The sequence below is a fragment of the Maribacter sp. LLG6340-A2 genome (genome assembly GCF_045057105.1).
In the GTDB taxonomy this organism is placed as follows: Bacteria; Bacteroidota; Bacteroidia; order Flavobacteriales; family Flavobacteriaceae; genus Maribacter.
Genome location: NZ_CP159332.1, coordinates 1,655,411 through 1,679,029 on the forward strand (window position 1 = coordinate 1,655,411; position 23,619 = coordinate 1,679,029).

26 protein-coding genes are annotated in these 23,619 nt (G+C 37.5%); 10 read left to right on the forward strand and 16 right to left on the reverse strand.

The window, feature by feature from the left end:
- Positions 1–101: 101 nt before the first annotated feature.
- The 5 genes from ABVM52_RS07045 to ABVM52_RS07065 all read right to left on the reverse strand — a co-directional run bounded on the left by ABVM52_RS07045 (position 102) and on the right by ABVM52_RS07065 (position 3,564).
- Positions 102–464 carry a hypothetical protein gene (locus tag ABVM52_RS07045; RefSeq protein WP_405384703.1) on the reverse strand — a complete coding sequence of 121 codons (363 nt, stop codon included), beginning with the start codon at positions 462–464 and terminating at the stop codon, positions 102–104.
- 60 nt (positions 465–524) lie between these two features.
- Positions 525–908: a VOC family protein gene (locus tag ABVM52_RS07050; protein ID WP_405384704.1), complete on the reverse strand. Its 384-nt coding sequence runs from the start codon at positions 906–908 to the stop codon at positions 525–527.
- The gene (gene recJ / locus ABVM52_RS07055; RefSeq protein WP_405384705.1) at positions 905–2,593 is read right to left on the reverse strand and encodes a single-stranded-DNA-specific exonuclease RecJ; all 1,689 of its coding nucleotides are present in this window, start codon (positions 2,591–2,593) and stop codon (positions 905–907) included. Before recJ ends, ABVM52_RS07050 begins: the two co-directional genes overlap by 4 nt.
- A 297-nt stretch (positions 2,594–2,890) precedes the next feature.
- The gene (locus ABVM52_RS07060; RefSeq protein ID WP_405384706.1) at positions 2,891–3,061 is read right to left on the reverse strand and encodes a four helix bundle protein; all 171 of its coding nucleotides are present in this window, start codon (positions 3,059–3,061) and stop codon (positions 2,891–2,893) included.
- Between the two features lie 74 nt (positions 3,062–3,135).
- Positions 3,136–3,564 carry an OsmC family protein gene (locus ABVM52_RS07065; RefSeq protein WP_116771468.1) on the reverse strand — a complete coding sequence of 143 codons (429 nt, stop codon included), beginning with the start codon at positions 3,562–3,564 and terminating at the stop codon, positions 3,136–3,138.
- Positions 3,565–3,685: 121 nt separating this feature from the next.
- Here ABVM52_RS07065 and ABVM52_RS07070 point away from each other — a divergent pair, with 121 nt between their 5' ends.
- The 3 genes from ABVM52_RS07070 (at position 3,686) to ABVM52_RS07080 (ending at position 5,852) form a co-directional block, all read left to right on the forward strand.
- On the forward strand, positions 3,686–4,288 hold the full coding sequence (locus tag ABVM52_RS07070) for a carboxymuconolactone decarboxylase family protein (RefSeq protein WP_405384707.1): 603 nt from the start codon (positions 3,686–3,688) through the stop codon (positions 4,286–4,288).
- Positions 4,289–5,244: 956 nt separating this feature from the next.
- Positions 5,245–5,655, forward strand: a complete 411-nt coding sequence (locus ABVM52_RS07075) for a hypothetical protein (RefSeq protein ID WP_405384708.1) — start codon at positions 5,245–5,247, stop codon at positions 5,653–5,655.
- Positions 5,655–5,852, forward strand: a complete 198-nt coding sequence (locus ABVM52_RS07080; protein ID WP_405384709.1) for a helix-turn-helix transcriptional regulator — start codon at positions 5,655–5,657, stop codon at positions 5,850–5,852. The genes ABVM52_RS07075 and ABVM52_RS07080 overlap by 1 nt, the downstream gene beginning before the upstream one ends.
- A 21-nt stretch (positions 5,853–5,873) precedes the next feature.
- Here the strand turns inward: ABVM52_RS07080 and ABVM52_RS07085 are convergent, their stop codons facing one another.
- The 4 genes from ABVM52_RS07085 to ABVM52_RS07100 form a co-directional block, all read right to left on the reverse strand.
- Entirely contained in the window at positions 5,874–6,446 is a 573-nt protein-coding gene (locus ABVM52_RS07085; protein ID WP_405384710.1) for a uracil-DNA glycosylase family protein, read from the reverse strand.
- Positions 6,447–6,509: 63 nt separating this feature from the next.
- Positions 6,510–6,854: a HopJ type III effector protein gene (locus tag ABVM52_RS07090; RefSeq protein ID WP_405384712.1), complete on the reverse strand. Its 345-nt coding sequence runs from the start codon at positions 6,852–6,854 to the stop codon at positions 6,510–6,512.
- 111 nt (positions 6,855–6,965) lie between these two features.
- Positions 6,966–7,637, reverse strand: coding sequence for a 16S rRNA (cytidine(1402)-2'-O)-methyltransferase (gene rsmI, locus ABVM52_RS07095; protein WP_405384714.1), 672 nt, complete (start codon positions 7,635–7,637; stop codon positions 6,966–6,968).
- Between the two features lie 154 nt (positions 7,638–7,791).
- Positions 7,792–8,484 (reverse strand): hypothetical protein, encoded by a 693-nt coding sequence (locus tag ABVM52_RS07100; RefSeq protein ID WP_405384715.1) that lies wholly within the window; start codon positions 8,482–8,484, stop codon positions 7,792–7,794.
- 105 nt (positions 8,485–8,589) lie between these two features.
- On the opposite strand from ABVM52_RS07100, the gene ABVM52_RS07105 reads away from it, so the two are divergent.
- The 7 genes from ABVM52_RS07105 to arfB all read left to right on the forward strand — a co-directional run bounded on the left by ABVM52_RS07105 (position 8,590) and on the right by arfB (position 15,861).
- A complete protein-coding gene (locus ABVM52_RS07105) occupies positions 8,590–9,243 on the forward strand; it encodes a thymidine kinase (protein WP_405384716.1) in 654 nt (217 codons plus the stop codon).
- Positions 9,227–10,336: an alanine racemase gene (gene alr / locus ABVM52_RS07110; protein WP_405384717.1), complete on the forward strand. Its 1,110-nt coding sequence runs from the start codon at positions 9,227–9,229 to the stop codon at positions 10,334–10,336. The genes ABVM52_RS07105 and alr overlap by 17 nt, the downstream gene beginning before the upstream one ends.
- Positions 10,337–10,415: 79 nt before the next feature.
- Entirely contained in the window at positions 10,416–10,823 is a 408-nt protein-coding gene (mscL, locus tag ABVM52_RS07115; protein ID WP_405384718.1) for a large conductance mechanosensitive channel protein MscL, read from the forward strand.
- 240 nt (positions 10,824–11,063) lie between these two features.
- Complete coding sequence (locus tag ABVM52_RS07120) at positions 11,064–12,053, forward strand: aspartate-semialdehyde dehydrogenase (RefSeq protein ID WP_405384719.1); 990 nt, start codon at positions 11,064–11,066, stop codon at positions 12,051–12,053.
- A gap of 86 nt (positions 12,054–12,139) precedes the next feature.
- On the forward strand, positions 12,140–14,296 hold the full coding sequence (locus ABVM52_RS07125) for a prolyl oligopeptidase family protein (protein WP_405384720.1): 2,157 nt from the start codon (positions 12,140–12,142) through the stop codon (positions 14,294–14,296).
- 87 nt (positions 14,297–14,383) lie between these two features.
- The gene (locus tag ABVM52_RS07130) at positions 14,384–15,373 is read left to right on the forward strand and encodes an ABC transporter ATP-binding protein (protein WP_405384721.1); all 990 of its coding nucleotides are present in this window, start codon (positions 14,384–14,386) and stop codon (positions 15,371–15,373) included.
- Positions 15,374–15,459: 86 nt separating this feature from the next.
- Positions 15,460–15,861 (forward strand): alternative ribosome rescue aminoacyl-tRNA hydrolase ArfB, encoded by a 402-nt coding sequence (gene arfB, locus ABVM52_RS07135; protein WP_405384722.1) that lies wholly within the window; start codon positions 15,460–15,462, stop codon positions 15,859–15,861.
- Here the strand turns inward: arfB and ABVM52_RS07140 are convergent.
- From ABVM52_RS07140 to accC, 7 genes are all read right to left on the reverse strand, one after another.
- Positions 15,858–16,694, reverse strand: a complete 837-nt coding sequence (locus ABVM52_RS07140; RefSeq protein WP_405384723.1) for a fumarylacetoacetate hydrolase family protein — start codon at positions 16,692–16,694, stop codon at positions 15,858–15,860. The two genes, arfB and ABVM52_RS07140, sit on opposite strands and share 4 nt — an antisense overlap.
- 10 nt (positions 16,695–16,704) lie before the next feature.
- Positions 16,705–18,033: a GntP family permease gene (locus tag ABVM52_RS07145; RefSeq protein ID WP_405384724.1), complete on the reverse strand. Its 1,329-nt coding sequence runs from the start codon at positions 18,031–18,033 to the stop codon at positions 16,705–16,707.
- A 3-nt stretch (positions 18,034–18,036) separates the two neighbouring features.
- Complete coding sequence (locus tag ABVM52_RS07150) at positions 18,037–19,758, reverse strand: IlvD/Edd family dehydratase (protein WP_405384725.1); 1,722 nt, start codon at positions 19,756–19,758, stop codon at positions 18,037–18,039.
- A gap of 63 nt (positions 19,759–19,821) precedes the next feature.
- Entirely contained in the window at positions 19,822–20,292 is a 471-nt protein-coding gene (locus ABVM52_RS07155) for a 3-oxoacyl-ACP synthase (protein ID WP_405384726.1), read from the reverse strand.
- The gene (locus ABVM52_RS07160) at positions 20,279–20,893 is read right to left on the reverse strand and encodes a hypothetical protein (protein WP_405384727.1); all 615 of its coding nucleotides are present in this window, start codon (positions 20,891–20,893) and stop codon (positions 20,279–20,281) included. The genes ABVM52_RS07155 and ABVM52_RS07160 overlap by 14 nt, the downstream gene beginning before the upstream one ends.
- Before the next feature lie 159 nt (positions 20,894–21,052).
- Positions 21,053–22,174, reverse strand: coding sequence for an NAD(P)/FAD-dependent oxidoreductase (locus ABVM52_RS07165; RefSeq protein ID WP_405384728.1), 1,122 nt, complete (start codon positions 22,172–22,174; stop codon positions 21,053–21,055).
- A gap of 74 nt (positions 22,175–22,248) precedes the next feature.
- On the reverse strand, positions 22,249–23,601 hold the full coding sequence (gene accC, locus ABVM52_RS07170; RefSeq protein ID WP_405384729.1) for an acetyl-CoA carboxylase biotin carboxylase subunit: 1,353 nt from the start codon (positions 23,599–23,601) through the stop codon (positions 22,249–22,251).
- Positions 23,602–23,619 lie beyond the last annotated feature (18 nt).

Below are 23,619 nucleotides of genomic sequence, written 5' to 3' on the forward strand. Positions count from 1 at the left end.
AAATCGGTAAATTGAGGTCAAAGATATTTAATAATAGATTGGGCAAAACAAGATTTGACAACAAAAAATTGTTTTCTCAAATACGTAATTCTTATTACCTATTAATCAATACCCAATTCTCCAAAATACGAATCTAGTTCAAGCCTGAACATGGTACCGTTTATTAAGTCCCTTATCTCAATTGCTTCTTGATAACTAACTGCAAACGAAATTTGATGCGCTGGAGAATTTAAAAGCAATGAACGGCAGGTTTCTTTTGATTTACAATCACCACATAGGTGACCTTTTCCGTTTTCTATGGTATTGGCAATGCATTTTGAAAAATAACGTAGTTCGCTACTTGTAAGCAGCAAACCAATATCCCTGAAAATCACCTGAACTTTATTTGATTCACTAGGTTTATCACGTTTCCACTGAAACGCTATGCCAAAATCGTTCTGATAAATAGGATGAATATCGTTCATAAGATGTAAATATTTATATAAATATATGAATCTTATTTAGAACAATTATAAATAACAATGTTAAATGGTGATTTCTATCTGATTTCCTTCTGGGTCCAAGACCACACTTTCGTAATAACCGTCACCCGTAGTTCTTGGTTCGCCCGCAATTGTGAATCCGTCTACTCTCAACTTTTCTGTTAGTAGATCTACTTGTGCTTTTGACCCGGTGGACATAGCAAAATGAATCAATCCGGTATGCTCCTTTGTATAGTTTGATTTATTAATGGAAGGGGTATGCATGATTTCTAATCGGGCTCCCTCTGCAAAACTTAAAAAATAAGAGGTAAATTCTTTAGTGGGATTATGATACTTTTCTCCGGCAACTGCATTGAAATAGGTTACATAAAACTTACGCATTTCCTCCAAGTTCGTCACCCAAATAGCGATGTGTTCTATTCTCATTGAATATCCTTTAATTTTAATTGAAGGTTAACATTGCCCTGCCATTCGTTTTCATCTATAGAAAAGACCGCATTAAATGGTTTTCTACCGGTAACCTTTGATAGTTTATTACCCATATTAAACCCAATACCATCAATTTTATGACTGCCCTGTTGTACAACAGCTAATTTTAAATGTGCCTCATCTTTGCCCACACCTTTTGCATAACCAGTATCTTGTAGGTTCTCTGCCATGAATACGGGCGACATGTTACCCGGACCAAAAGGGGCGAACTGTTTTAATATCCGCATCAACTTTGGGTTAATATCCTTTAATTCAATTACAGCATCAATGGTAATTTCAGGTATCAACATTTGTGGATCAATAGTTTCCTTGACCACTTTTTCAAATTGATGTTTAAAATTATGGTATTGCTCTTCCAATAAGGTTAAGCCCGCCGCATATTTATGACCACCAAACTGTTCTATATAATCCGCGCATCCTTCCAAGGCATTGTACACATCAAAACCTTTAACTGATCGTGCCGATGCTGCCAGTTTATCCCCGCTCTTGGTAAAAACCAAGGTTGGCCTATAATAGGTTTCCGTGAGTCTAGATGCTACAATTCCTATAACACCTTTGTGCCAAGTATCTTTATATACAACAGAAGTGAATCCTTCTTGTTCTTGGTTTTCCTGAATTTGACCAAGCGCCTCTATCGTAATTTTTTGATCCAGACCTCTTCTATCCGCATTGAACTTTTCTATTTCAGAAGCAAATTTTAAGGCTTCGTCCATATTGGTTTCAGTCAAAAGATTTACGGCATGCTGACCGTGTTTCATTCTACCCGCTGCATTTATTCTTGGTGCAATGATGAACACTACATCGGTAATGGTCAGTTCTTTTTTATTGATTTGATCAATTATAGCTTTAAAACCGGTTCTAGGTTGTTGATTGATAACCTGTAAGCCATAAAAAGCCAGAATTCGATTCTCTCCAGTTATCGGTACAATATCTGCTCCAATTGCAGTTGCCACTAAATCAAGATAATAGATAACATCATCAATAGTTTCACCTCTACGGGAGCCTAATGCTTGAATCAGCTTAAAACCGACTCCGCAGCCGCATAATTCATCATAAGGATATGAACAATCTTCTCTTTTTGGGTCTAAAACTGCCACAGCACTTGGTAATATTGTACCTGGTCTATGGTGGTCACAGATGATAAAATCAATTCCTTTTTCTTTTGCGTAGGCTACTTTATCAATTGCCTTTACTCCGCAATCTAACGCCACGATCAATGTAAAATCATTATCCTCGGCAAAATCGATTCCCTTAAAAGAGACTCCGTATCCTTCATCATACCGGTCAGGAATATAGGTTGCCACATTGGGGTAATAACTTAATAGGTAAGACGACAATAAAGCCACGGCAGTTGTACCATCAACATCATAATCACCATACACCAGAATATTCTCTCCGTTGGCAATTGCCTCTTCAATTCTATTGACGGCAATATCCATATCCTTCATTAGAAAAGGGTCATGTAAATCACTCAACTGCGGGCGAAAGAAATGCTTTGCCTCCTCAAAGGTGGAGATACCTCTTTGCAATAATAATTGCGCCACCAAACTATCAACATTAAGCGCATTGGCTAAGGTGTCAATATCTTCTTGTTTCGGTTTTGGTTTAATTGTCCAGCGCATGGTTTTAGTAATCAGTTTTCAGTGGCAGTTGGCAGTTCTTTAAATACAAATACAAACTCAAATTCAAATGTCAAGTTCAATATAATCGTAAAATTTCAAACAAATTTTAACTACTTGTCTGCTTTTTGTTTTTAATTATAGTAGCCAAAATTTTTATTAGTTGTTCTACTTCATCCAAAATCATAATCCTTTTGCCGGCATCACCATAATTTATTTTAGTAAGAATCTTTAAATTGATGCAGATTCTTTCAACTCCTTTAAAGAGATAGCTGCTTTATTTTTAAAATCTTTATCAGATTAAGCACCCTGCATTTCTCCGAAATTAAGAGCTGAACTACCTGCAGATCGTAAAAGCTGATGACCATAATATTGTCCTGTAAAATCATTTGGAATTCCTTTACAAAATAATGCAGCATCAGCAGCAAAATTCACTAATCTTTCCTCTAGATCATACGGCTTATTAGACATTTAGTTGTATTTGATTTTTGAATTTGTATTTGTATTTTCTTTTGAACTTGATTCTTGCATTTGTACTTGCTCATTTATTTTTTATGAAAAACAGTCTTAATCTCCAATTCTGCAAATTGTCTGAACATTTCCATTACGCCGCAATACTTTTCAATGGATAAATCTACCGCTCTTTGTAATTTTTTCTCCGCCAAGTTTGCGCCGTGAAAATGATATTCGATTACCACTTTATCATAAAATCTTGGGTGCTCATCGGTTAGGTTGGCAATGGTTTCAATATGAAATTCATCTACCTCTAATTTCATCTTTTTGAACATAGCAGCGACATCCAAGCCAGAACAACCTGCCAATGAAGAGAGCATTAAGGCTTTTGGTCTTAAACCACTACTGTCACCACCATCTTCTTTGGCAATATCAATTTTTAATGAATGTCCGGATGGATTGTTACTTTCAAAGGACATGTTACCCAACCATTTGGTACTAATATGATTTGTTGTGCTCATAATTTTTTGTTTCTTGTAGTACACAAAAATACAACAATAAAGGCTGCTTTAATACCATCGATGGTGAACCTAACAGCCCATGATAGTTAACACAACTTAAATAAATACTTAAACAAAACGTATGGCATTAGTTACACCACTTGACCCTAATCATGATCCTGATACCAAAGAATTAGCGGCATTTTTTAATGAAACACTTGGGTTTTGCCCAAATTCGGTTTTAACCATGCAGCATAGACCTGCCATCTCAAAAGCCTTTATTAATTTAAACAAAGCCGTAATGGCAAATGAAGGCCGCGTAACCTCTGCCCTTAAAAGAATGATTGCTTGGGTAAGCAGCAATGCTACTGGCTGTAGATATTGCCAAGCCCACGCCATTAGAGCAGCAGAACGCTATGGTGCAGAGCAAGAGCAATTAGATAATATTTGGGAATATAGAACACACCCTGCTTTTTCAGATGCCGATCGTGCCGCTTTAGACTTTTCACTACAAGCATCACAAGTACCTAACGGAGTAGATGCAGAAATTAAAGAACGTTTATACCAACACTGGAACGAGGGTGAAATTGTTGAAATGCTAGGCGTTATTTCGCTCTTTGGATATCTTAACCGTTGGAACGACTCTATGGGAACATCCATAGAAACGGGTGCCGTTGAAAGTGCCGATCAATACCTAGGAAAACATGGGTGGGAAAAAGGCAAGCATGATGGGTCTGTGTATTAGCAATTAGCAATTAGCAATTAGCAATTAGCAATTAGCAATTAGCAATTAGCAATTAGCAATTAGCAATTAGCAATTAGCAATTAGCAATTAGCAATTAGCAATTAGCAATTAGCAATTAGCAATTAGCAAAAAATAAATTTTTAAATCTACAGTACCTAGTTCCTTTCTAATTTCAATTGGTAATGCAGCGCTATTGTCATTTGAAGTGGTTTTTAATTCAATATTTTCATTGAAAAAAAAAGTGTATCGAGAACCTTTTGGTATACTAAAGCTTCTCGATACTAATTTTCCCGTATCTTAAAAATTCATTGTCAAGTGAAAATTAAGCACTTGTAACGTTAAAAGCCTTGCTTTAAACATTATTGAGAATAAAGCGTGGTTCATCTGAATTTATTAGCGCTTTTTACCATATTACACTATTTACTTACAACCTTTAAATTCTTCATTATGGACTATAAGAACTATTATATTTGTCAATATGTAAAGTTTTATTTACTTTTAGCGTATAATAATAGATTATGAGTTTACAAATACTACCCAATAGGTTTAAAATAGTTGGACTATTTACATTCTTAATTTTCTTTGGAATACCTTCAATCATTTCTTTTTTTATGGGATTTACCCAACCTTTTGAAAGCAATGAAAATTCACCATTTCTTCATGAATTATTGAATCCCACTATAATGAAATATGCAAATATTTTTACGATTCTAGGAATGTTGATTTATATGTTATCAAAAGAAAAAGTAGAGGATGATTACATTACCAAATTAAGATTAGAATCATATCAACTAGCTACTATACTATGTTTAGCAATCACGTTCATTTTACATTTAATCAATTCTGAAATGATGTTTAATCTATCTTATCCCTTATATATCTTCATTACTATTTATCTTATCACATTTTATTTTAAAAAAAGATTTTAAGCTTTAAAACAGAAAAGTAATACAATTATGAACTTTCAAGTACTTCCAAATTGGTGCAAAAAATTAGGCCTTGCCATTTTTATTACCGCATCATTACTAACAGGTGGTGATTATTTTATGGACGGATTTAATAATGTTCCAAATGGCACACATCATTATTTCAAAGATTTATATAGCTCTACCTTATATCATTTGCTATATATTTCACCTGTTTTAGGAATCCTGATTTATCTTTTTTCTAAGGAAAAAGTTGAAGATGATTTTATTAATTTACTCCGTCTACAGTCCTATCAATTAACAATCACTATTTTCCTTCTTACCGCTGTAATAATTTACTTAATCTCTCATAAAATAAATATTAGCTTAGAAGCAACATTAGAATTATTTATGATAGTCTATCTAATTATATTTTATTTCAAAAAAAGACAAATACACTAATGAAAAATCTGGTAAAAGTAGAACGAGCTCGATTGGATCTTACTCAAGCAGATTTAGCAGAAAAACTAGGGGTTTCAAGACAAACTATTCATGCCATTGAAAAAAACAAATTTAACCCTTCGGTAATTTTAGCACTTAAAATGGCAAAATTATTCAATCTTACAGTTGAAGAATTATTCATTATAGAAGAAGAATAAATCTTATAATGCATTTACCTACTATCCCAATATCTTCCCCACCAATTTCTGCAACTCGCCAACCACCTTTTCTTCAAACCAAGGATTCTTTCTTCGCCAAAAATGATTCACCGGTGAGGGGTGTGGCAGCAAGAAAAACTTTGGCAAAAACTCTTTGTAGTGCAAAACATTTTCGGTCAGGTTCTTTTTAGCTTGCTTGCCCAAGTACTGGTCTTGAGCATATTTACCAATAAGTAAAATGAGTTTTACATTCTCAAATTCCTCCCACACCTTAGGGTGCCACAAAGGAGCACATTCTTTTCTAGGTGGTAAGTCTCCTGTTTTTCCCTTGCCAGGATAGCAAAACCCCATGGGCAATACGGCAAAATTATCGGGGTCATAAAATACTTCTTCATTGACACCTAGCCATTCCCGTAATTTTCTGCCACTGGGATCGTCCCACGCTTTATTTTCTACATGTGCCTTTCTTCCCGGTGCCTGACTCACCAATATAATTTTAGAATTCTTATTACCCGCCACTATGGGTCTAGGCGCTAAGGGCAAATGTGCTTTACAAACCTTGCAATTTCTTATCTCAACTAATAACTCTTGCATGGTTCAATGCTATAAATTCTAAACTATCAGATAATTACCGAAGGATGTAATGGCAAAATTATGCTATAACAATTTTAGTGCTTCCCCATCAAAACTGAGACCTTCGAAGCCGGTTTTCATGAAATTTCTTATGTTTTGATGACCATCACCATTTGGCTCTTGCAACACCTCATCAAAATAATATTGACCAAAACAAGCTAAGGTTTCCTCTTTTGAAAGCCCCTCTTTTTGTGCAAATGCAAATACCTTACATGACCCGGAATTTTGACCGGCTTCATTCTTTATTTCCCCATTGGTAAACGAGGTAGGTGTAAATTGATAATTAGCATCGATTACATCCATGGTTTCAGAAAATGATATTTCCCTAGGATGTTCCTCAAGTTTTCTTTTAAATGCTGTTCGTGTCATTCATTTATTTTAAAATGATAGTTATATGCTATCTTAGATATTGATGTTCAAATATAACGAAACCCTATTTTTTACCTCCACTTTACCGTTATTCAAATTCTCCTATCTATTCTACTTATTCCCCCCAACAATAATTACAATTTCCCCTTTTGGTGGTTTTTCCGTAAAGTGTTTTAGAACTTCTTCTGCTGTTCCCCTAACGGTTTCTTCGTAGAGTTTGGTTAATTCCCTTGATACGGATACCGGTCTGTCCGCACCAAAGTATTCCACAAAATTGCCCAAAGTCTTTAATAGCTTATGTGGAGATTCATAGAAGATTATAGTACGTGGTTCTTCTGCCAATAATTTTAAACGTGTTTGCCTGCCTTTTTTTACAGGAAGAAATCCTTCAAAGACAAACTTATCATTGGGTAAGCCACTATTGACCAAGGCGGGAACAAATGCTGTTGCCCCTGGTAAACATTCCACTTCAACGCCCGCTTCTACACAGGCACGGGTTAAAAGAAATCCGGGATCGGAAATTGCAGGTGTGCCTGCATCTGAAATCAATGCGATGTTCTCCCCTCCCTTTAGTTTTCCCACTAAAAAATCGACCATTTTATGCTCATTATGCATGTGGTGACTTTTCATTGGCGTAGCAATTTCAAAATGTTGCAAAAGCTTTCCGCTGGTACGGGTATCTTCCGCCAAAATTAAATCTACCTCTTTAAGAACTCTAATGGCCCTTAAGGTCATATCCTCTAAATTACCAATTGGTGTTGGTACCAAATACAGCTTTCCCATATGTTTTATAGTGAACAACCTCAAGGCAAGCCCTCAAAGCATTGAATTGCAAATTTAACTTAGATTTCTACGTAAGAAAAGAACTATTTAAATCTGGCTTATGCAGTAAAAAACCCAACACAAGTGCTGGGTTCATATTTAAATATTCTAATTATTAAGAAAATCTACGGGACACCAACTCCAAAAATCGTTCTTCAAAAGGTTCCTTCCCTTCCCAATTATTATAATCCGGTTTTACCATATTTTGAATAAACGCAATTGATCGCTCCTCCGTATCAATGGTATTCAATTGCGATAGAACACGGTTATAATCTTCCATATTGTTATTGAACAAATGTTTTACAAATGCCAAACGGTCATTAAGATCTACCTTGACATTGCTTTTTCCCAAACGATCATTAAGAGATTTTGGCAGTGTTTCCGCCTGTTTTAAATCTGCTTTGGTAGGGGTAAATAATTCTTTATCATTCTTCATTAAATCTGGCTTTGACATAAACTCCGTCAAAACATCTTCTAATTCATCCTTGCTAGGCATTTCAGAAACAAACCCTTTTATAGTATCCATACCCGGGTACTGAATAATATCCTCTTCATGCGGGTTACTTTCCGGCACTGATTTATTTGAATCCAATACGGCATTGGCCATTTCTTCAAACTTGGCGGCAATGGCGTTTTTAGAGACATTTACTTCCATGTCGTTAAGTTCCATTTCTATAAACTTAAGGACCGCTAATTTTTCATAAAGCGACCTGGACTTTTCATAAAGTCCTGTAATATCATCTAGGTCATCTGCCGTAAGAATATCGGTAGATAATTTTCTCAACTCCTTTTTCAACTTATTTTTCATCTCACAATTTTTTATGTCAAGACCAAGAAGGCGGCTTTTTTTAATAACTTTATCCTCATTTAATCAATAAACGAAAAACCCCTTATTTTCGTCTAAAATTACAAAATGTTTCTTGAAAACACAGTTAATCCGAAAGAACAATTCGGATGGATAGAAGTCATTGCCGGGTCCATGTTTTCTGGAAAGACAGAAGAATTGATCAGAAGGCTAAAGCGCGCCCAATTTGCAAAGTTAAAGGTGGAAATCTTTAAACCTATGGTAGATACCCGTTATGATGATGAAATGGTAGTCTCGCATGATGCCAACGAAATACGTTCCACACCTGTACCCGCAGCAGCAAATATTAGAATTCTTGCAGACACCTGTGATGTTATTGGAATAGATGAAGCCCAGTTCTTTGATGATGAAATCGTTACCGTGTGCAATGATTTGGCCAACAAAGGAGTAAGGGTCATTGTTGCAGGTCTGGATATGGACTTTAAAGGAAAACCCTTTGGACCTATGCCCGCTTTAATGGCAACAGCAGAATATGTTACTAAAGTACACGCTATCTGTACCCGCACCGGTAATTTGGCCAATTATAGTTTTAGAAAATCAAGCAATGACAATCTGGTTATGCTTGGGGAGGTTAATGAGTATGAACCATTAAGCCGTGGGGCATTTTATAAGGCCAAACTTAAGGAGAGCGTAAAATCCTTAGAAGTAAAATCACAGGAGATCAAGGTCCCAAAACAAAATGATAATGGCCAAAGTAACTGAAACGATTCTTGAAATCGATTTAAACGCATTAGAGCACAATTACCGGTACCTACGCTCACGTTTAAGGCCAGAAACTAAATTTATGGCAGTTGTCAAAGCCTATGGTTACGGCAGTGATGCCCAAGAAATAGCATTATGCTTACAACATGCACAAGTGGACTATTTTGCTGTAGCTTATGTTAATGAAGGTATTTCATTGAGAAAAGCAGGCATTACTACCCCCATTTTAGTGTTACACCCTCAGAAAGTTCATTTTAAAAAATTGATCACCCATAATTTAGAGCCTAGTATTTACTCCCACACTATTTTAGGCCAATTCATTAGTATGGCTGAGGAAATGGGAACAAAGGAATATCCCGTTCATTTAAAATTCAATACCGGTCTCAATAGATTAGGTTTTACTTATGACGATTTAATGGATATTCACGAAACTATTAATGCGCAAAAAGCAATACGCGTGAAGGCCATTCTATCTCATTTGGCAGCGACGGAAGATAAAAATGAAACCGAATTTACCCAATTGCAGCTCAGTCGTTTTGAAGCCATTTACCAAAAGGCCGAAGCTATGTTCAACTATAAAATGATCAAACATGTGCTCAACACTTCGGGCATTATTAATTATCCTTATGCACAATTAGATATGGTACGTAGCGGTATTGGGCTATATGGGTATGGAAATGATGAAACCATAGATAAAGCATTGATTCCCGTAGTAACTTTAAAAACTATAATTGCCCAAAAGCACATCATTCCATCAGGAGAATCCGTAGGCTACAACCGCAAATATATTTCATCAAAACCAACCGTTACCGCCACCTTGCCATTGGGGCATGCAGATGGCATAGGCAGACAATATGGCCAAGGCAATACCAAGGTCAGCATTAATGGCCAATTGGCCCCAATAGTCGGTAATGTTTGTATGGACATGATTATGGTAGACGTGACCGAGATTGCATGCAAAGAAGGGGACGAAGTCATAATTTTTGGGAAGGATCTACCGGCAACGGAATTTTCCAAAACTGCCAATACCATTTCTTATGAGCTACTGACCGGAATGTCCCAGCGAATACCAAGAATTCTACTAAAGAATTAATTTAACATTATTTTAAGGATTAAAAATTTTTAGTACCTTGCCGTAATTAGTATTAACCATTAATAAAAACACTAGAAACATGTTAAAAGAATTTAAGGATTTCATTATGACGGGTAACGTCATAGATTTAGCGGTGGCTGTATTACTTGCAGGTGCTATGGGATTAGTTGTTAGCGGATTCGTTGGCGACATTATGATGCCTATTGTAGGACATTTCAGCGGTGGAGTTGATTTTGCAGATATGAAAATTGTATTGGACGAGGCAGTTGTTGCTGCAGACGGTGAGGTAACCAAGCCAGAAAATGCAATCATGTACGGAAAATGGATCAATGCCATTATCAACTTGATCATTGTTGGTTTTGTATTATTCATGATCGTTAAAGCATACAATAAAACTAAAACTCCTCCTGCTCCAGTAGAAGAAGCTCCAGCAGGTCCTACTGCTGAAGAATTATTGGCAGAAATTAGAGATGCTTTAAAAAAGTAATTTAAAATATACCCTTATTTAAGGGAGCCGTTGCACTGCAACATATTTTAACTTAAACCGTCAACGTTGTTTCGCTAACAATGTTGACGGTTCTTTTTTTACAACACACCTTACAAATGAACAAAATTAAAATATTGTTACAAATTAAACATTTTGTTATATTTTGATTATTCTTTTCTTTTTTGCTTGTGCAAGTAGTAGTAATACGTATTTTTGCCGCTTAATATAATTGTTTTACAAATGAAAGTAGCTGTAATTGGTGCCACAGGCATGGTTGGCGATGTAATGTTGAAAGTATTGGCTGAACGTAATTTTCCTTTAACGGAATTATTATTGGTAGCCTCTGAACGTTCTGTAGGTAAAAAAATGACCTTTAAGGGAAAGGAACATACGGTTATAGGCTTGGCAGATGCCGTTGCCGCAAGACCTAATATTGCCATATTTTCTGCAGGTGGAGACACTTCTTTAGAATGGGCCCCAAAATTTGCCGAAGTAGGAACAACGGTAGTAGATAATTCCTCTGCCTGGAGAATGGACCCAACTAAAAAATTAGTGGTTCCAGAAATTAATGCTCATGAGCTTACCGCTGAAGATAAAATTATAGCCAACCCAAACTGCTCTACCATACAGTTGGTGATGGCCCTACACCCGTTACACAAAAAATATAAAATGAAACGTGTTGTCGTTTCTACCTACCAATCTGTTTCCGGTACCGGTGTAAAAGCGGTAAAACAATTGGAAAATGAAATTGCAGGGGTACAAGGTGAAATGGCATATCCTTACCCTATAGGAAGAAATGCTTTACCTCATTGCGATGTTTTCCTAGAGAACGGTTACACCAAAGAAGAAATGAAACTGGCTCGTGAGCCACAGAAAATATTAGATGACCGTACATTCTCGGTTAGTGCTACCGCTGTACGTATTCCTACTGCAGGTGGACACTCTGAGTCAGTCAACGTAGAATTTGAAAATGACTTTGAGTTGAATGAAGTTCGTCAATTATTAAATGAAATGCCCGGTGTAACCGTACAGGACAATCCAGATACCAACACCTACCCAATGCCTATATATGCACATGATAAGGATGAGGTTTTTGTTGGGCGTTTACGTAGAGATGAAACGCAAAGAAATACTTTGAATATGTGGATCGTTGCAGATAACCTTAGAAAGGGTGCCGCAACCAATGCTGTTCAAATTTCAGAATACTTAGTAGAAAAAGGCTTAGTATAATTTATACCCATAACAACGTTAAAACCTTCAAAACAGTTAAGTCTTGAAGGTTTTTTTATGGTATTTTAGTAGAAACTCAACTACTAATGAAAAAAATACTACCGGGTCTTTTGACCTTAATTTTAATTTCTTCATGTAAAAATGAAGCTAAACCCCAACCTATTACTGTGAATTACCCATCAACTGCAAAAGTAGATACTACGGACAACTATTTTGGAACTGAAGTAAAAGATCCATATCGTTGGCTAGAAGATGATAGAAGTCCAGAAACGGAAGCCTGGGTAAAGGAACAAAATAAAACTACTTTTGGCTATTTGGAACAAATTCCATTTAGGGAAGCCCTAAAGAAAAGACTGGAAAAATTATGGAACTATGAAAAGCTAGGTTCCCCAAGAAAGAGAGGAGAATACACCTACTTCTATAAAAATGATGGTTTGCAAAACCAATATGTCGTCTACAGAGCCAAAGGTGATGAGGAACCGGAGGTTTTCTTGGATCCCAATACATTTTCAGAAGACGGTACCACATCCTTGGCCGGTTTAACCTTTACCAAAGATGGCTCCTTGGCAACTTATCTAATATCAGAAGGTGGTAGCGATTGGCGCAAGGCCATTGTTTTGAATGCCAAGACCAAGGAAATTATTGAGGATACATTGGTTGATATAAAATTTAGTGGTATTTCTTGGCGTGGTAATGACGGTTTTTATTATTCTAGTTACGATAAACCAAAAGGAAGCGAACTTTCTGCAAAAACAGACCAACACAAAGTATATTATCACAAATTAGGCACTCCCCAAAAGTCAGATAAATTGATTTTTGGAGGTACTCCTCTTGAAAAGCATAGATACATTGGAGCTAGTGTCACAGAGGACAATAAGTACCTAATTCTTAGTGCATCTGTCTCTACGTCTGGTAATAAATTATTTGTAAAAAATTTAGAAGACCCTAACGGATTACTGATACCAATTGTAGAGGATACCGAATCTGACAACTATGTTATTGACAATGTGGGCTCAAAGCTTTATATCGTAACCGATAGGAATGCACCCAATAAAAAAATTGTCACCGTAGATGCCAATAATCCACAGGAAGAAAATTGGAAAGATTTTATCCCGGAAACGGAAAACGTACTTAGCCCCAGTACGGGTGGCGGTTATTTCTTTACGGAATACATGGTAGACGCTATTTCAAAGGTTTACCAATATGATTATGAGGGTAACCTTATCCGTGAAGTTAAATTACCCGGGTTGGGTTCTGCAGGCGGTTTTGGAGGTGAAAAAGAAGACAAGGAATTCTATTTCTCCTTTACAAACTATAACACTCCGGGCTCTACCTATAAATACGATGTTGAAAGTGGTGAATATGAATTGTATTGGAAACCCGAGATAGATTTTAATCCTAATGATTACGAATCCAAACAGGTCTTTTACAATTCTAAGGACGGTACCAAGATTCCTATGATGATCACCTATAAAAAAGGCTTGGAACTTAATGGTAAGAACCCCACAATATTATACGGCTATGGCGGGTTCAATGTAAGTTTAACTCCTTCGTTCAGTATTACCAATGCCGTTTGGATGGAACAAGGTGGCGTCTATGCCGTTCCAAATTTACGTGGTGGTGGAGAATATGGTAAAGAATGGCATAATGCAGGCACAAAAACCAAAAAACAAAATGTTTTTGACGACTTTATAGCTGCGGCAGAATACCTTATTGCCAACAACTATACTTCAAAGGAATATTTAGCGATCAGAGGTGGGTCTAATGGTGGTTTACTGGTTGGTGCTACCATGACGCAAAGACCAGATTTAATGCAGGTGGCGTTGCCAGCAGTAGGCGTTATGGACATGCTGCGTTATCATACATTTACCGCGGGTGCAGGTTGGGCCTATGATTATGGTACGGCAGAGGATGATAAAGAAATGTTTGAGTATTTAAAGGGCTATTCTCCGGTACATAATGTAAAAGCCGGTACGGAATACCCAGCTACACTAGTAACTACGGGAGACCATGATGACCGAGTAGTGCCAGCGCATAGTTTTAAATTTGCGGCAGAGCTACAGGAAAAACATGCAGGTACCAACCCTACCTTAATCCGTATTGAAACCAATGCGGGTCATGGAGCCGGTACACCGGTAAGTAAAACTATTGAACAGTATGCCGATATTTTTGGGTTTACCTTATATAATATGGGTTATAGGGAATTACCCAATAAAGCGGCCCTTAAAGATTTTAAAGATTAAGTTTTTCTAAAGAATCAATAAAATATTGAAAAATCCGTTTCAAATAGAAGCGGATTTTTTCAATTTTGCATATCAAAGAACAAATACATGTTACGAGTAGAAAACCTTTCTTTTTCCTATGATAATTTAGAAGTCCTTTCTTCCATCAACATTCGTATACAACGTGGGGAACATGTGGCCATTGTTGGAGAAAGCGGATGTGGAAAAAGTACTTTGCTCAAACTAATGTATGGTTTGATGGACTTGGAACATGGTGAAATTTTTTGGGAAGATGAGCAAATCCTTGGTCCTGCCTACAACCTGGTACCCGGCGCTCCTTTTATGAAATATCTCTCCCAAGATTTTGACCTTATGCCGTTCATTACGGTTGCCGAGAACATAAGCCAATACTTGTCCGTTTTTTATCCTGATGAGCTTGAGCAAAGAACACAGGAACTTTTGGAAATGATAGAACTAACCGAATTTGCCGATAAAAAAGTAAAAACCTTAAGTGGCGGACAACAACAGCGGGTAGCTTTAGCTAGGGTCTTGGCACAAAAACCAGAGGTACTACTTTTAGATGAACCTTTTGGACATATCGATAATTTTCTCAAAAACAGTTTACGACGTAATATCTTTAATTATTTAAAGGAGAATAGAATCACAACTATTGTGGCTACCCATGATGTGCACGATGTATTACCTTTTGCAGACCGGGCCTTTGTACTTCGCAATAAAGAGATTATAGCCAGAGCTAGACCTATGGAGCTTTACCGTAACCCTAAGTCCTTATATGTAGCATCATTGTTTGGTGAAGCAAGTATGATTGCTATAGATGTGCTTAAAACCTATGCCAATACCAAACGAAAAATTATTGTCTATGCGCATGAATTTAGGGTTTCTCCATCTTCTGGCCTTAAGGTTACCGTTGAGAAAGCCTATCCCATGGGAAGCCATTATTTGACAGATAGTAAAAACGAGGGTGGTGAAACTGTATTTTTCAATGCAGAACAGTTGCTGCCCAAAGGCAAGGAGGTATTTCTTAATGTGGCTATTGAAACTATAAACCAACGTATACAAGAGGCTACAACGGCCTAGCATTGACTTATTGCGTTTAAAATTTTCAAAATTCTTAGTGTGTTTAGGAACATTTGATTTTACTTACATTTGTTTAAAACACCAACTTGAACCAAGAACAAATTCTTAAAGAACTACAATACAAGGCTATTAGAAGTAGTGGCCCTGGTGGTCAACATGCAAATAAAGTTTCCTCAAAAGTAGAGCTTACCTTTAATGTAAATACGTCTATTGGACTATCGGATAAAGAGAAGAAAAGAATTTATCTGAAATTAAAAAATAAACTGACCAATGATGGATTACTGATCCTACAATGCGATGAAACCAGAAGCCAGCATAAAAACAAAGAACTGGTCATTGTACGGTTTTTTAGATTGATGGATAACACATTGGCCATTGCCAAACCCAGAAAAAAAAGTAAACCAACCCGATCTTCAATTGAAAAAAGATTGAAAAACAAAAAACTAGCATCGCTTAAAAAAGCAAATAGAAACAAACCGGAGTATTAGCCTACCGTATTGACCAAACTCCCAATACCATCAATAGATATGGTAACCTCATCACCTATAGCCAAAGTAAACTCGGTTGGGGGAATTATTCCAGTACCGGTCATCAACAAACTTCCGTAAGGAAACGTACACTCCCTATATAAATACCCTACAATATCCTCTAACTTTCGCTTGATTTGGTCTAAACCAATATCCTTGTTAAATACAACATCTCCCTTTCTAGTTATGGTCAAGGTAATTTTTGTTTCTGTAGGTAATGGGTCGTTACGCAACAAAACACAAGGACCTAACGCTGCGCAACCATCATAGGTTTTTGCCTGAGGCAGGTATAAAGGATTTTCCCCTTCTATACTTCTGGAACTCATGTCATTTCCTATAGTATATCCTATTACTTTCCCCGTAGAGGTAATGACCAAGGTCAATTCTGGCTCCGGAACGTTCCAGGTGGAGTCTTTTCGGATACGAACAATACCCCCATTACCAACGGTACGGTGTGCCGTAGCCTTAAAGAATAGTTCTGGCCGATCGGCCTCATATACCCTGGCATAAAAACTGCTTCCGCCAGACTCCTTGGATTCTTCTTCCCTACCTAGCTTGCTATTGTAATATGTTACGCCACTGGCCCAAATTTCCTGGCTTTGTACCGGTGCCTTTACTTGTTTTACCAAGATCGCATCGGCATTTTTTATTCTGTTGCCTTCATTTAGTTTTGATTGGGTGTTTGCAATAATATCATCGTCATTAATAAATGTATCCCAATCCTCATGTTCCAATACATGGAACACATCCTCTTGCTCAATCAATATTCCTTTTTTTGTATGATATGCTTTCATATAAATTAGCTTATGTAAAAATTGTATAAAAAATAAACACCGCAATGGCACCGGTTAGTCCTAACAGGCCACTGCCCAAACTAAATAGTCGATAACCTGTATTAACGTTCATACCGCTCATTTGGGTCACTACCCAAAAGAAACTGTCATTTGCATGTGATACCACAGCCGACCCCGCGCCAATTACAATAACGACCAAGGCTTTTTGAATTTCAGAATCAAAGCCCAACGAACCCATCATGGGCATGATAATCGATGCCGTTGTAACCAAAGCAACCGTTGAAGAACCTTGGGCGGTCTTAATTGCCGCTGCCAAAACAAACGGAAGAAATATCCCCATATTATAATCGGTCAAGGTCTGTCCCAATATTTCGGCTATGCCAGAATTTTGTAAAATTTTACCAAAAATTCCACCAGCACCTGTTATTAAAATAATAGATGCAGCATCTTTTATAGCTTTTCCTACCCACCCGGTAGAGGAGAGCATTTCTTTATTGATTTTTTTTGGCAATAGCAAGCATAAAAGAATTCCGATCAACAAGGAGATAACCGGTTCCCCTACAAAATTGATCATAGCAATAAATGCATTATCCATACCCGTTTTTACGGGATTAAGGACAGACTTCAGTACAATTAGCACGATAGGCACCAAAATGGGAATAGAGGCCTTAAATGCACTTGGAGAGTCTTTTGATTCCCCCGTATTATCTTCCGTTAGCTCTACGCCTGGATCAATATATGTTTTGGAAGCATACTTTTTGGCAAAAATAATCCCTACGGCCAACGCAATTAAACTAGTTGGAAAACCAAAGGCGATGACCAAGCCCAAATCCGCCTCCAATATACCGGCAGCAGCAATTGGCCCCGGAGTAGGAGGCACCATGGTGTGCGAGGCCATAAGACCCAGACCTAAGGCAATGGCCGGACCGGCTATGGATATTTTTGCCCTCTTGGAAAGGCTTTTGTTCAAGGGATGTAACAGCATAAAACCGCTATCGGCAAAGACTGGAATAGATACAATATATCCTATAATACCCATTGCGGTAGGTACCCTTTTACTCCCTATTACCTTCAATACTTTTTCAGCAATGGCAATAGCGCCACCCGTATTTTCTAAAAATGCCCCTATGATTACCCCAAGGACTATAATCAAGCCTATTTTACCAAGCGTACCTCCAAAACCTTCATTTATGGACATTATAATATCCGCATAGGGCATACCGGCAAAAATCCCATAAAGTATAGAAATGATGAACAAGGCCAAAAAAGCATGAATTTTAAGCTTCGTTGTCAATATAATAATCGCAATGACCGCAATAATGAGGTAAACTATTTCCATAACCTAGTGTAAATCCCGTTCTACTTTAGACCCAGAACCTCCCACAAGAAAATCCAGATCGGCTCCTTTATCCGCTTGTTCTACATGATCTATATACATTTTAACATACCCCCGTTTTGCCAAAGGCTCTGGAGCAACCCACTCTTTCTTTCGCCTAACCAGTTCTTCCAAATCCACATCTAGGTGTAAGCTGCGTTTTTCAACATTGAGTTCTATTATATCCCCGTTTTTTACCAATGCCAAGGTACCGCCTATGGTAGATTCCGGGGAAACATGTAAGATGACCGTACCAGCGGCCGTTCCGCTCATTCTGCCATCGGAAATACGAACTATATCCGTTATTCCCTTGGCCAATAATTTTTTAGGTAGGTCTACATTACCAACTTCCGGCATTCCTGGATATCCTTTTGGCCCTACTCCTTTTAAAACAATAACGCTGTTCTCATCAATTTCCAGGTTAGGATCGTCTATACGTTCATGGTAATCTTCCATACTTTCAAAAACCACCGCCTCACCCCTGTGTTGCATTAACCTTGGCGTAGCCGCTGAGGGTTTTATTACCGCTCCATTTTCACAAAGATTCCCTTTTAACACCGCAATACCAGCCTTTTTTTGAAAAGGCTTTTCTAACGTTGCAATAACATCTCTATCATAACATATGTCTTTTTCATAATTATCGGTAATAAGCTTGCCATTTACCGTTATGCTTGTATGATGTAATATGGGTTTTAGTTCTTTCATGACTACCGGCAATCCACCTGCATAAAAGAAGTCTTCCATTAAATATTTTCCGGATGGTTTTAGATTTACAAGTAAGGGCACTTTGCTCCCTACCTTATCAAAATCCTCCAAGTTCAATTCTACTCCTATTCTTCCTGCAATGGCTATTAAATGAATGATCAAGTTTGTGGATCCGCCAACTGCAGCGTTCGTAATTATTGCATTCTCAAATGCTTCCCTTGTTAATATTTTTGAAAGAGTAAGGTCTTCCTTTACCATTTCCACAATGCGTCTGCCGGATAGTTGTGCAAACAATTTTTTTCTGGAATCTACGGCTGGTATGGAAGAAAACCCTGGTAAGGTAAGTCCAAGGGCTTCACACATGGTTGCCATGGTAGAGGCAGTACCCATGGTATTGCAATGCCCAATACTTCTTGCAACACAAACTTCGGCCTCCTTAATATCTTCTGATGAATACCCGGCAATTTCTTGACGTTCCTTTATCATCCAATTCATAGAACCGGAACCTATTTTTTCTCCTCTAAACCTACCGCTTAACATGGGTCCTCCTGGAACAACAATAGTGGGTAGGTCTACACTACAAGCCCCCATTATAGTAGAAGGTGTTGTTTTATCACACCCCGTCAATAACACTATACCATCCAACGGATTGGCACGGATGGATTCTTCCGTATCCATACTGGCCAAATTCCGAAATAACATAGTAGTAGGTTTCATTATGGTCTCGCCCAAGGACATTACCGGAAACTCCAACGGAAAACCGCCCGCTTCCAAAATTCCTCTTTTTACCACTTCGGCAAAATCACGAAGATGACCGTTACACGGTGTCAACTCTGACCACGTGTTACAAATTCCTATTACAGGTTTTCCTTCAAAATAATCATCTGGGTACCCTTGGTTTCTTAACCAAGATCTATGTACAAAACCCATTTTATCATTACCGCCAAACCACTCGCTGCTACGTAATTTTTGCTTCTTCTCCATATTATTATTTAGGCAATAAAACGTATGCCGGGATTAAGATAGCGAAATATTTTGTACGATAAATTAGTGAATTGTTAGTATTGTAATGGTTTTGCCATTAAAATTGAAATGTTGCCCTGCCGCTTTACCAAATAGTAATTGTCCTATAGGTGTACCTGCCGATATACAGTAGACGGAGGTTGAAGCATGTTTATACTCCCCTGCAGAAATTCCAATATAATAAAGTGCGACATCGGTTATAACCAAATTACCTAGACCAATATTGGTCGCAGCTGTTCTTAGGGGTATTTTGGAAAGTACGGATTTTGTTTTTTCCAATTCTTTTAATCGTTGACCCAACTTTTCCCGCTCCAATTGAATCATGGCCCTACCTGTTTCATGCTTATCACCAGCACTACTCTTGGTTTCTGAAGTTAAAGCAGTTTCAAGTTCCGCTATCTGCGAATGAATGGTATCTAATTTATCAGTAACAAACCGGACACAATATTGATATGCGCCTTCTTTAACACCCTGCAAGTCATCAGTTTTCTTCAACGTGGTATAAATCTGCCAATTTATAGATTAAAAAATTAACCATTTGATGGTCTTTTTCTCCAGAACGCATCATTTTAAGAATTTCTCTTTCATTTTCCGCTTTAAAATAATCCAAATCTCCTGAGCGATCATCACTGAAAATGTTCCAAGATTTTAATCCGCTCAACATGGCTTTATGAGCGTTATACTTTTTGGTGATTTCTTGTACCCTTTTTTTAGGGTAGTTATTGATAGAATCATTGGACTGTATCAATTTATACTCGGCAGATATGACTGCATCTGCTTTTTCCGCTTCAGTAATAATTTTAAAATAGGCTTTTGAAACTAATTCTTGGTATTTATTATTAAAGTCCAGACCAGCTATTCTTTCTTCTTCCAAGATTGTTTCCTCAGCATTTGCACTAGCGTACAGTTCCTTTGTACTGTTGTTATTATTGGTCATCAACGATTCTTTCCATGCCTGCGATTTTATTAATTCTTTCCAGACCTTGGCATATTCTCTTTGATAATGTGTCTTGCTTGTTCCACAGCCCACAATACCACTACATAAAATAATGGCCAGAACTATGACAACATTAAACCTAAAATTTATTTTCTTCATATAGTTCTCCAATCTATCTACTATACGTATAGAATACCGTTCTATATAAACTATCGTATTAGCTTAAATAAGCTGTAGATCGCTACAATTTAGATATATTTTATAGAGAACAACGCTCTTTTGGACAAGATTAAAAAAAAAGGGTTGAATGGATTAATCCTATTTAAAAAGGTCCGCTGCCTGGCGCCCTACATTGGCACCAATAGCAATGCCCATACCGCCCAAACGAACACCACAAGCTACATTATCCGTCACCTTCTTTATGATTGGTTTCTTTTGAGGACCAACACCCATTATGCCACTCCATTTCATATCAATTTCAAATGGGGTATGGGGTAAAATCACCGTTTGCAACAATAGTTTTAATTTATCCTCGATCAAAGCTGTTGTTCCAAATTCTGTAGTTTCCTCTGTTTTAAAATCCATGTTTCTTCCACCACCCAAAAGTATTCTGTTCTCTATATTCCTAAAATAATAAAATCCTTCTTCTAAATGAAAAGTGCCTTTTATGTTTAAGCCGGGAATGGGCTTGGTGAGTACAATTTGTGCACGAGCTGGTTGCACTTCTTCTGATAGCAATTGTTTTGCAAAACCGTTGGTGGCTATAATTAATTTCTTACTATTAAATTCTACTTCATTGGTACGGACTACGACATGATGACCCATATCCTCAAAATCACGAACAGTGATAGAATTAAGTATTGTAATATGCTGTTTAAGTGCCAATAATACTAAGGATTTCATCATACTTCCTGTATCAATTTGACCTTCATACGCATGGGAAATATATTCTTTCTCAATCTCTTTAAAACCAAAATGATTGGGTTGTACACTAAAGGCATTACCTTGAAAAATTGGATATAATAGCTCGTTTACCCTTTTTAGTTGTTCTTTGCAGGTTTGAAAGAGTTGAGCCTGATTAGCCAGAAATAGTTCATGGCCTCCATATTTTTTGAATCCTAATGCGGTATCGCCCACAAGGCTACGTAATACTTGTATCCCCTTAAATCTATCCTGAACCAAATTCTGAACCTCTTGTTCCGTATGATGTCTTAAATCCGATAAAATTTCAGAAATGCTGCCAAAACAAGCAAATCCCGCATTTTTTGTGCTAGCTCCCTGGGGAAGTGTTCCTTTCTCCACGACCAGAATACGGGCTGCCGGATATGTATTCCTAAGGGCCAAGGCACAATTTAAGCCCACAATACCGCTTCCAATAATGGTAAAATCGATGTTTGAAAACCATGATTTACGTTCCCAGTAACTAAGGTGCATCCCCATTTTTTTATTGATGTATTCAAATATCAATAAAATAAACCATAAAAAAACTCCAACATTACTGTTGGAGTTTAAAATTAATTTTCTTTTGGCGGATCCATTTTCCAATTGTCCATGAAAGCCGTTGTATAATTACCGGCCAAATAATCCGGATGATCCATTAACTGCCTGTGGAAAGGAATAGTGGTCTTGATACCTTCTATTACAAATTCATCTAAAGCACGCTTCATTTTATTGATCGCTTCTTCCCTTGTTTGGGCCGTAGTAATCAATTTTGCAATCATTGAATCATAGTTTGGCGGAATGCTATACCCACTATAAACATGCGTATCCATACGTACACCATGCCCTCCAGGGGTGTGTAACGTTGTAATTTTTCCCGGTGATGGTCTAAAATTATTATATGGATCTTCCGCATTAATTCTGCACTCAATAGAATGTAATTTTGGAAGATAGTTTTTACCTGAAATTGGCACACCTGCAGCTACAAGTATTTGCTCACGAATTAAATCATAATCAATAACCTGCTCGGTAATAGGGTGTTCTACCTGAATACGGGTATTCATCTCCATAAAGTAGAATTTACGGTGTTTATCTACCAAAAATTCTATGGTACCCGCACCTTCATATTTTATGTATTCTGCAGCTTTAACCGCAGCTTCACCCATTGCCTCCCTTAATTTATCTGTCATAAATGGTGACGGAGTTTCCTCTGTCAACTTCTGGTGACGACGCTGTACGGAGCAATCTCTTTCAGACAGGTGACAAGCCTTACCGAATTGATCACCTACAATTTGAATTTCAATATGTCTAGGCTCCTCGATAAGTTTCTCCATGTACATACCACCATTACCAAAAGCTGCAGTAGCTTCTGTTACGGCACTGGTGAACAGCTCTTCCATTTTATCCTCTGACATTACGGCACGCATACCTTTACCACCACCACCGGCAGTAGCTTTGATCATAACTGGATAGCCCATTTTTTTGGCTACCTTTTTTGCATGATCAACGTCTTTTAACAATCCGTCAGATCCGGGTACACAGGGTACACCTGCTTTTTTCATGGTTTCTTTGGCCGTAGCCTTGTCTCCCATTTTATCTATTTGGTCACCTGAAGCACCAATAAACTTGATATCATGCTCAGCGCAGATACGGGAAAATTTAGAGTTTTCAGAAAGAAAACCATACCCTGGGTGAATAGCATCTGCATTGGTAATTTCAGCAGCCGCAATAATATTAGGTATTTTTAAATAAGATTCGCTACTTGCCGCAGGGCCTATACAAACCGCTTCATCTGCAAAACGTACATGCAAACTTTCTTCATCTGCCTTACTGTACACTGCTACGGTCTTAATACCCATTTCCTTACAGGTACGTATAACACGTAATGCAATTTCTCCCCTATTTGCAATCAGTATTTTTTTAAACATCTTTTAAATTTTAAGTTC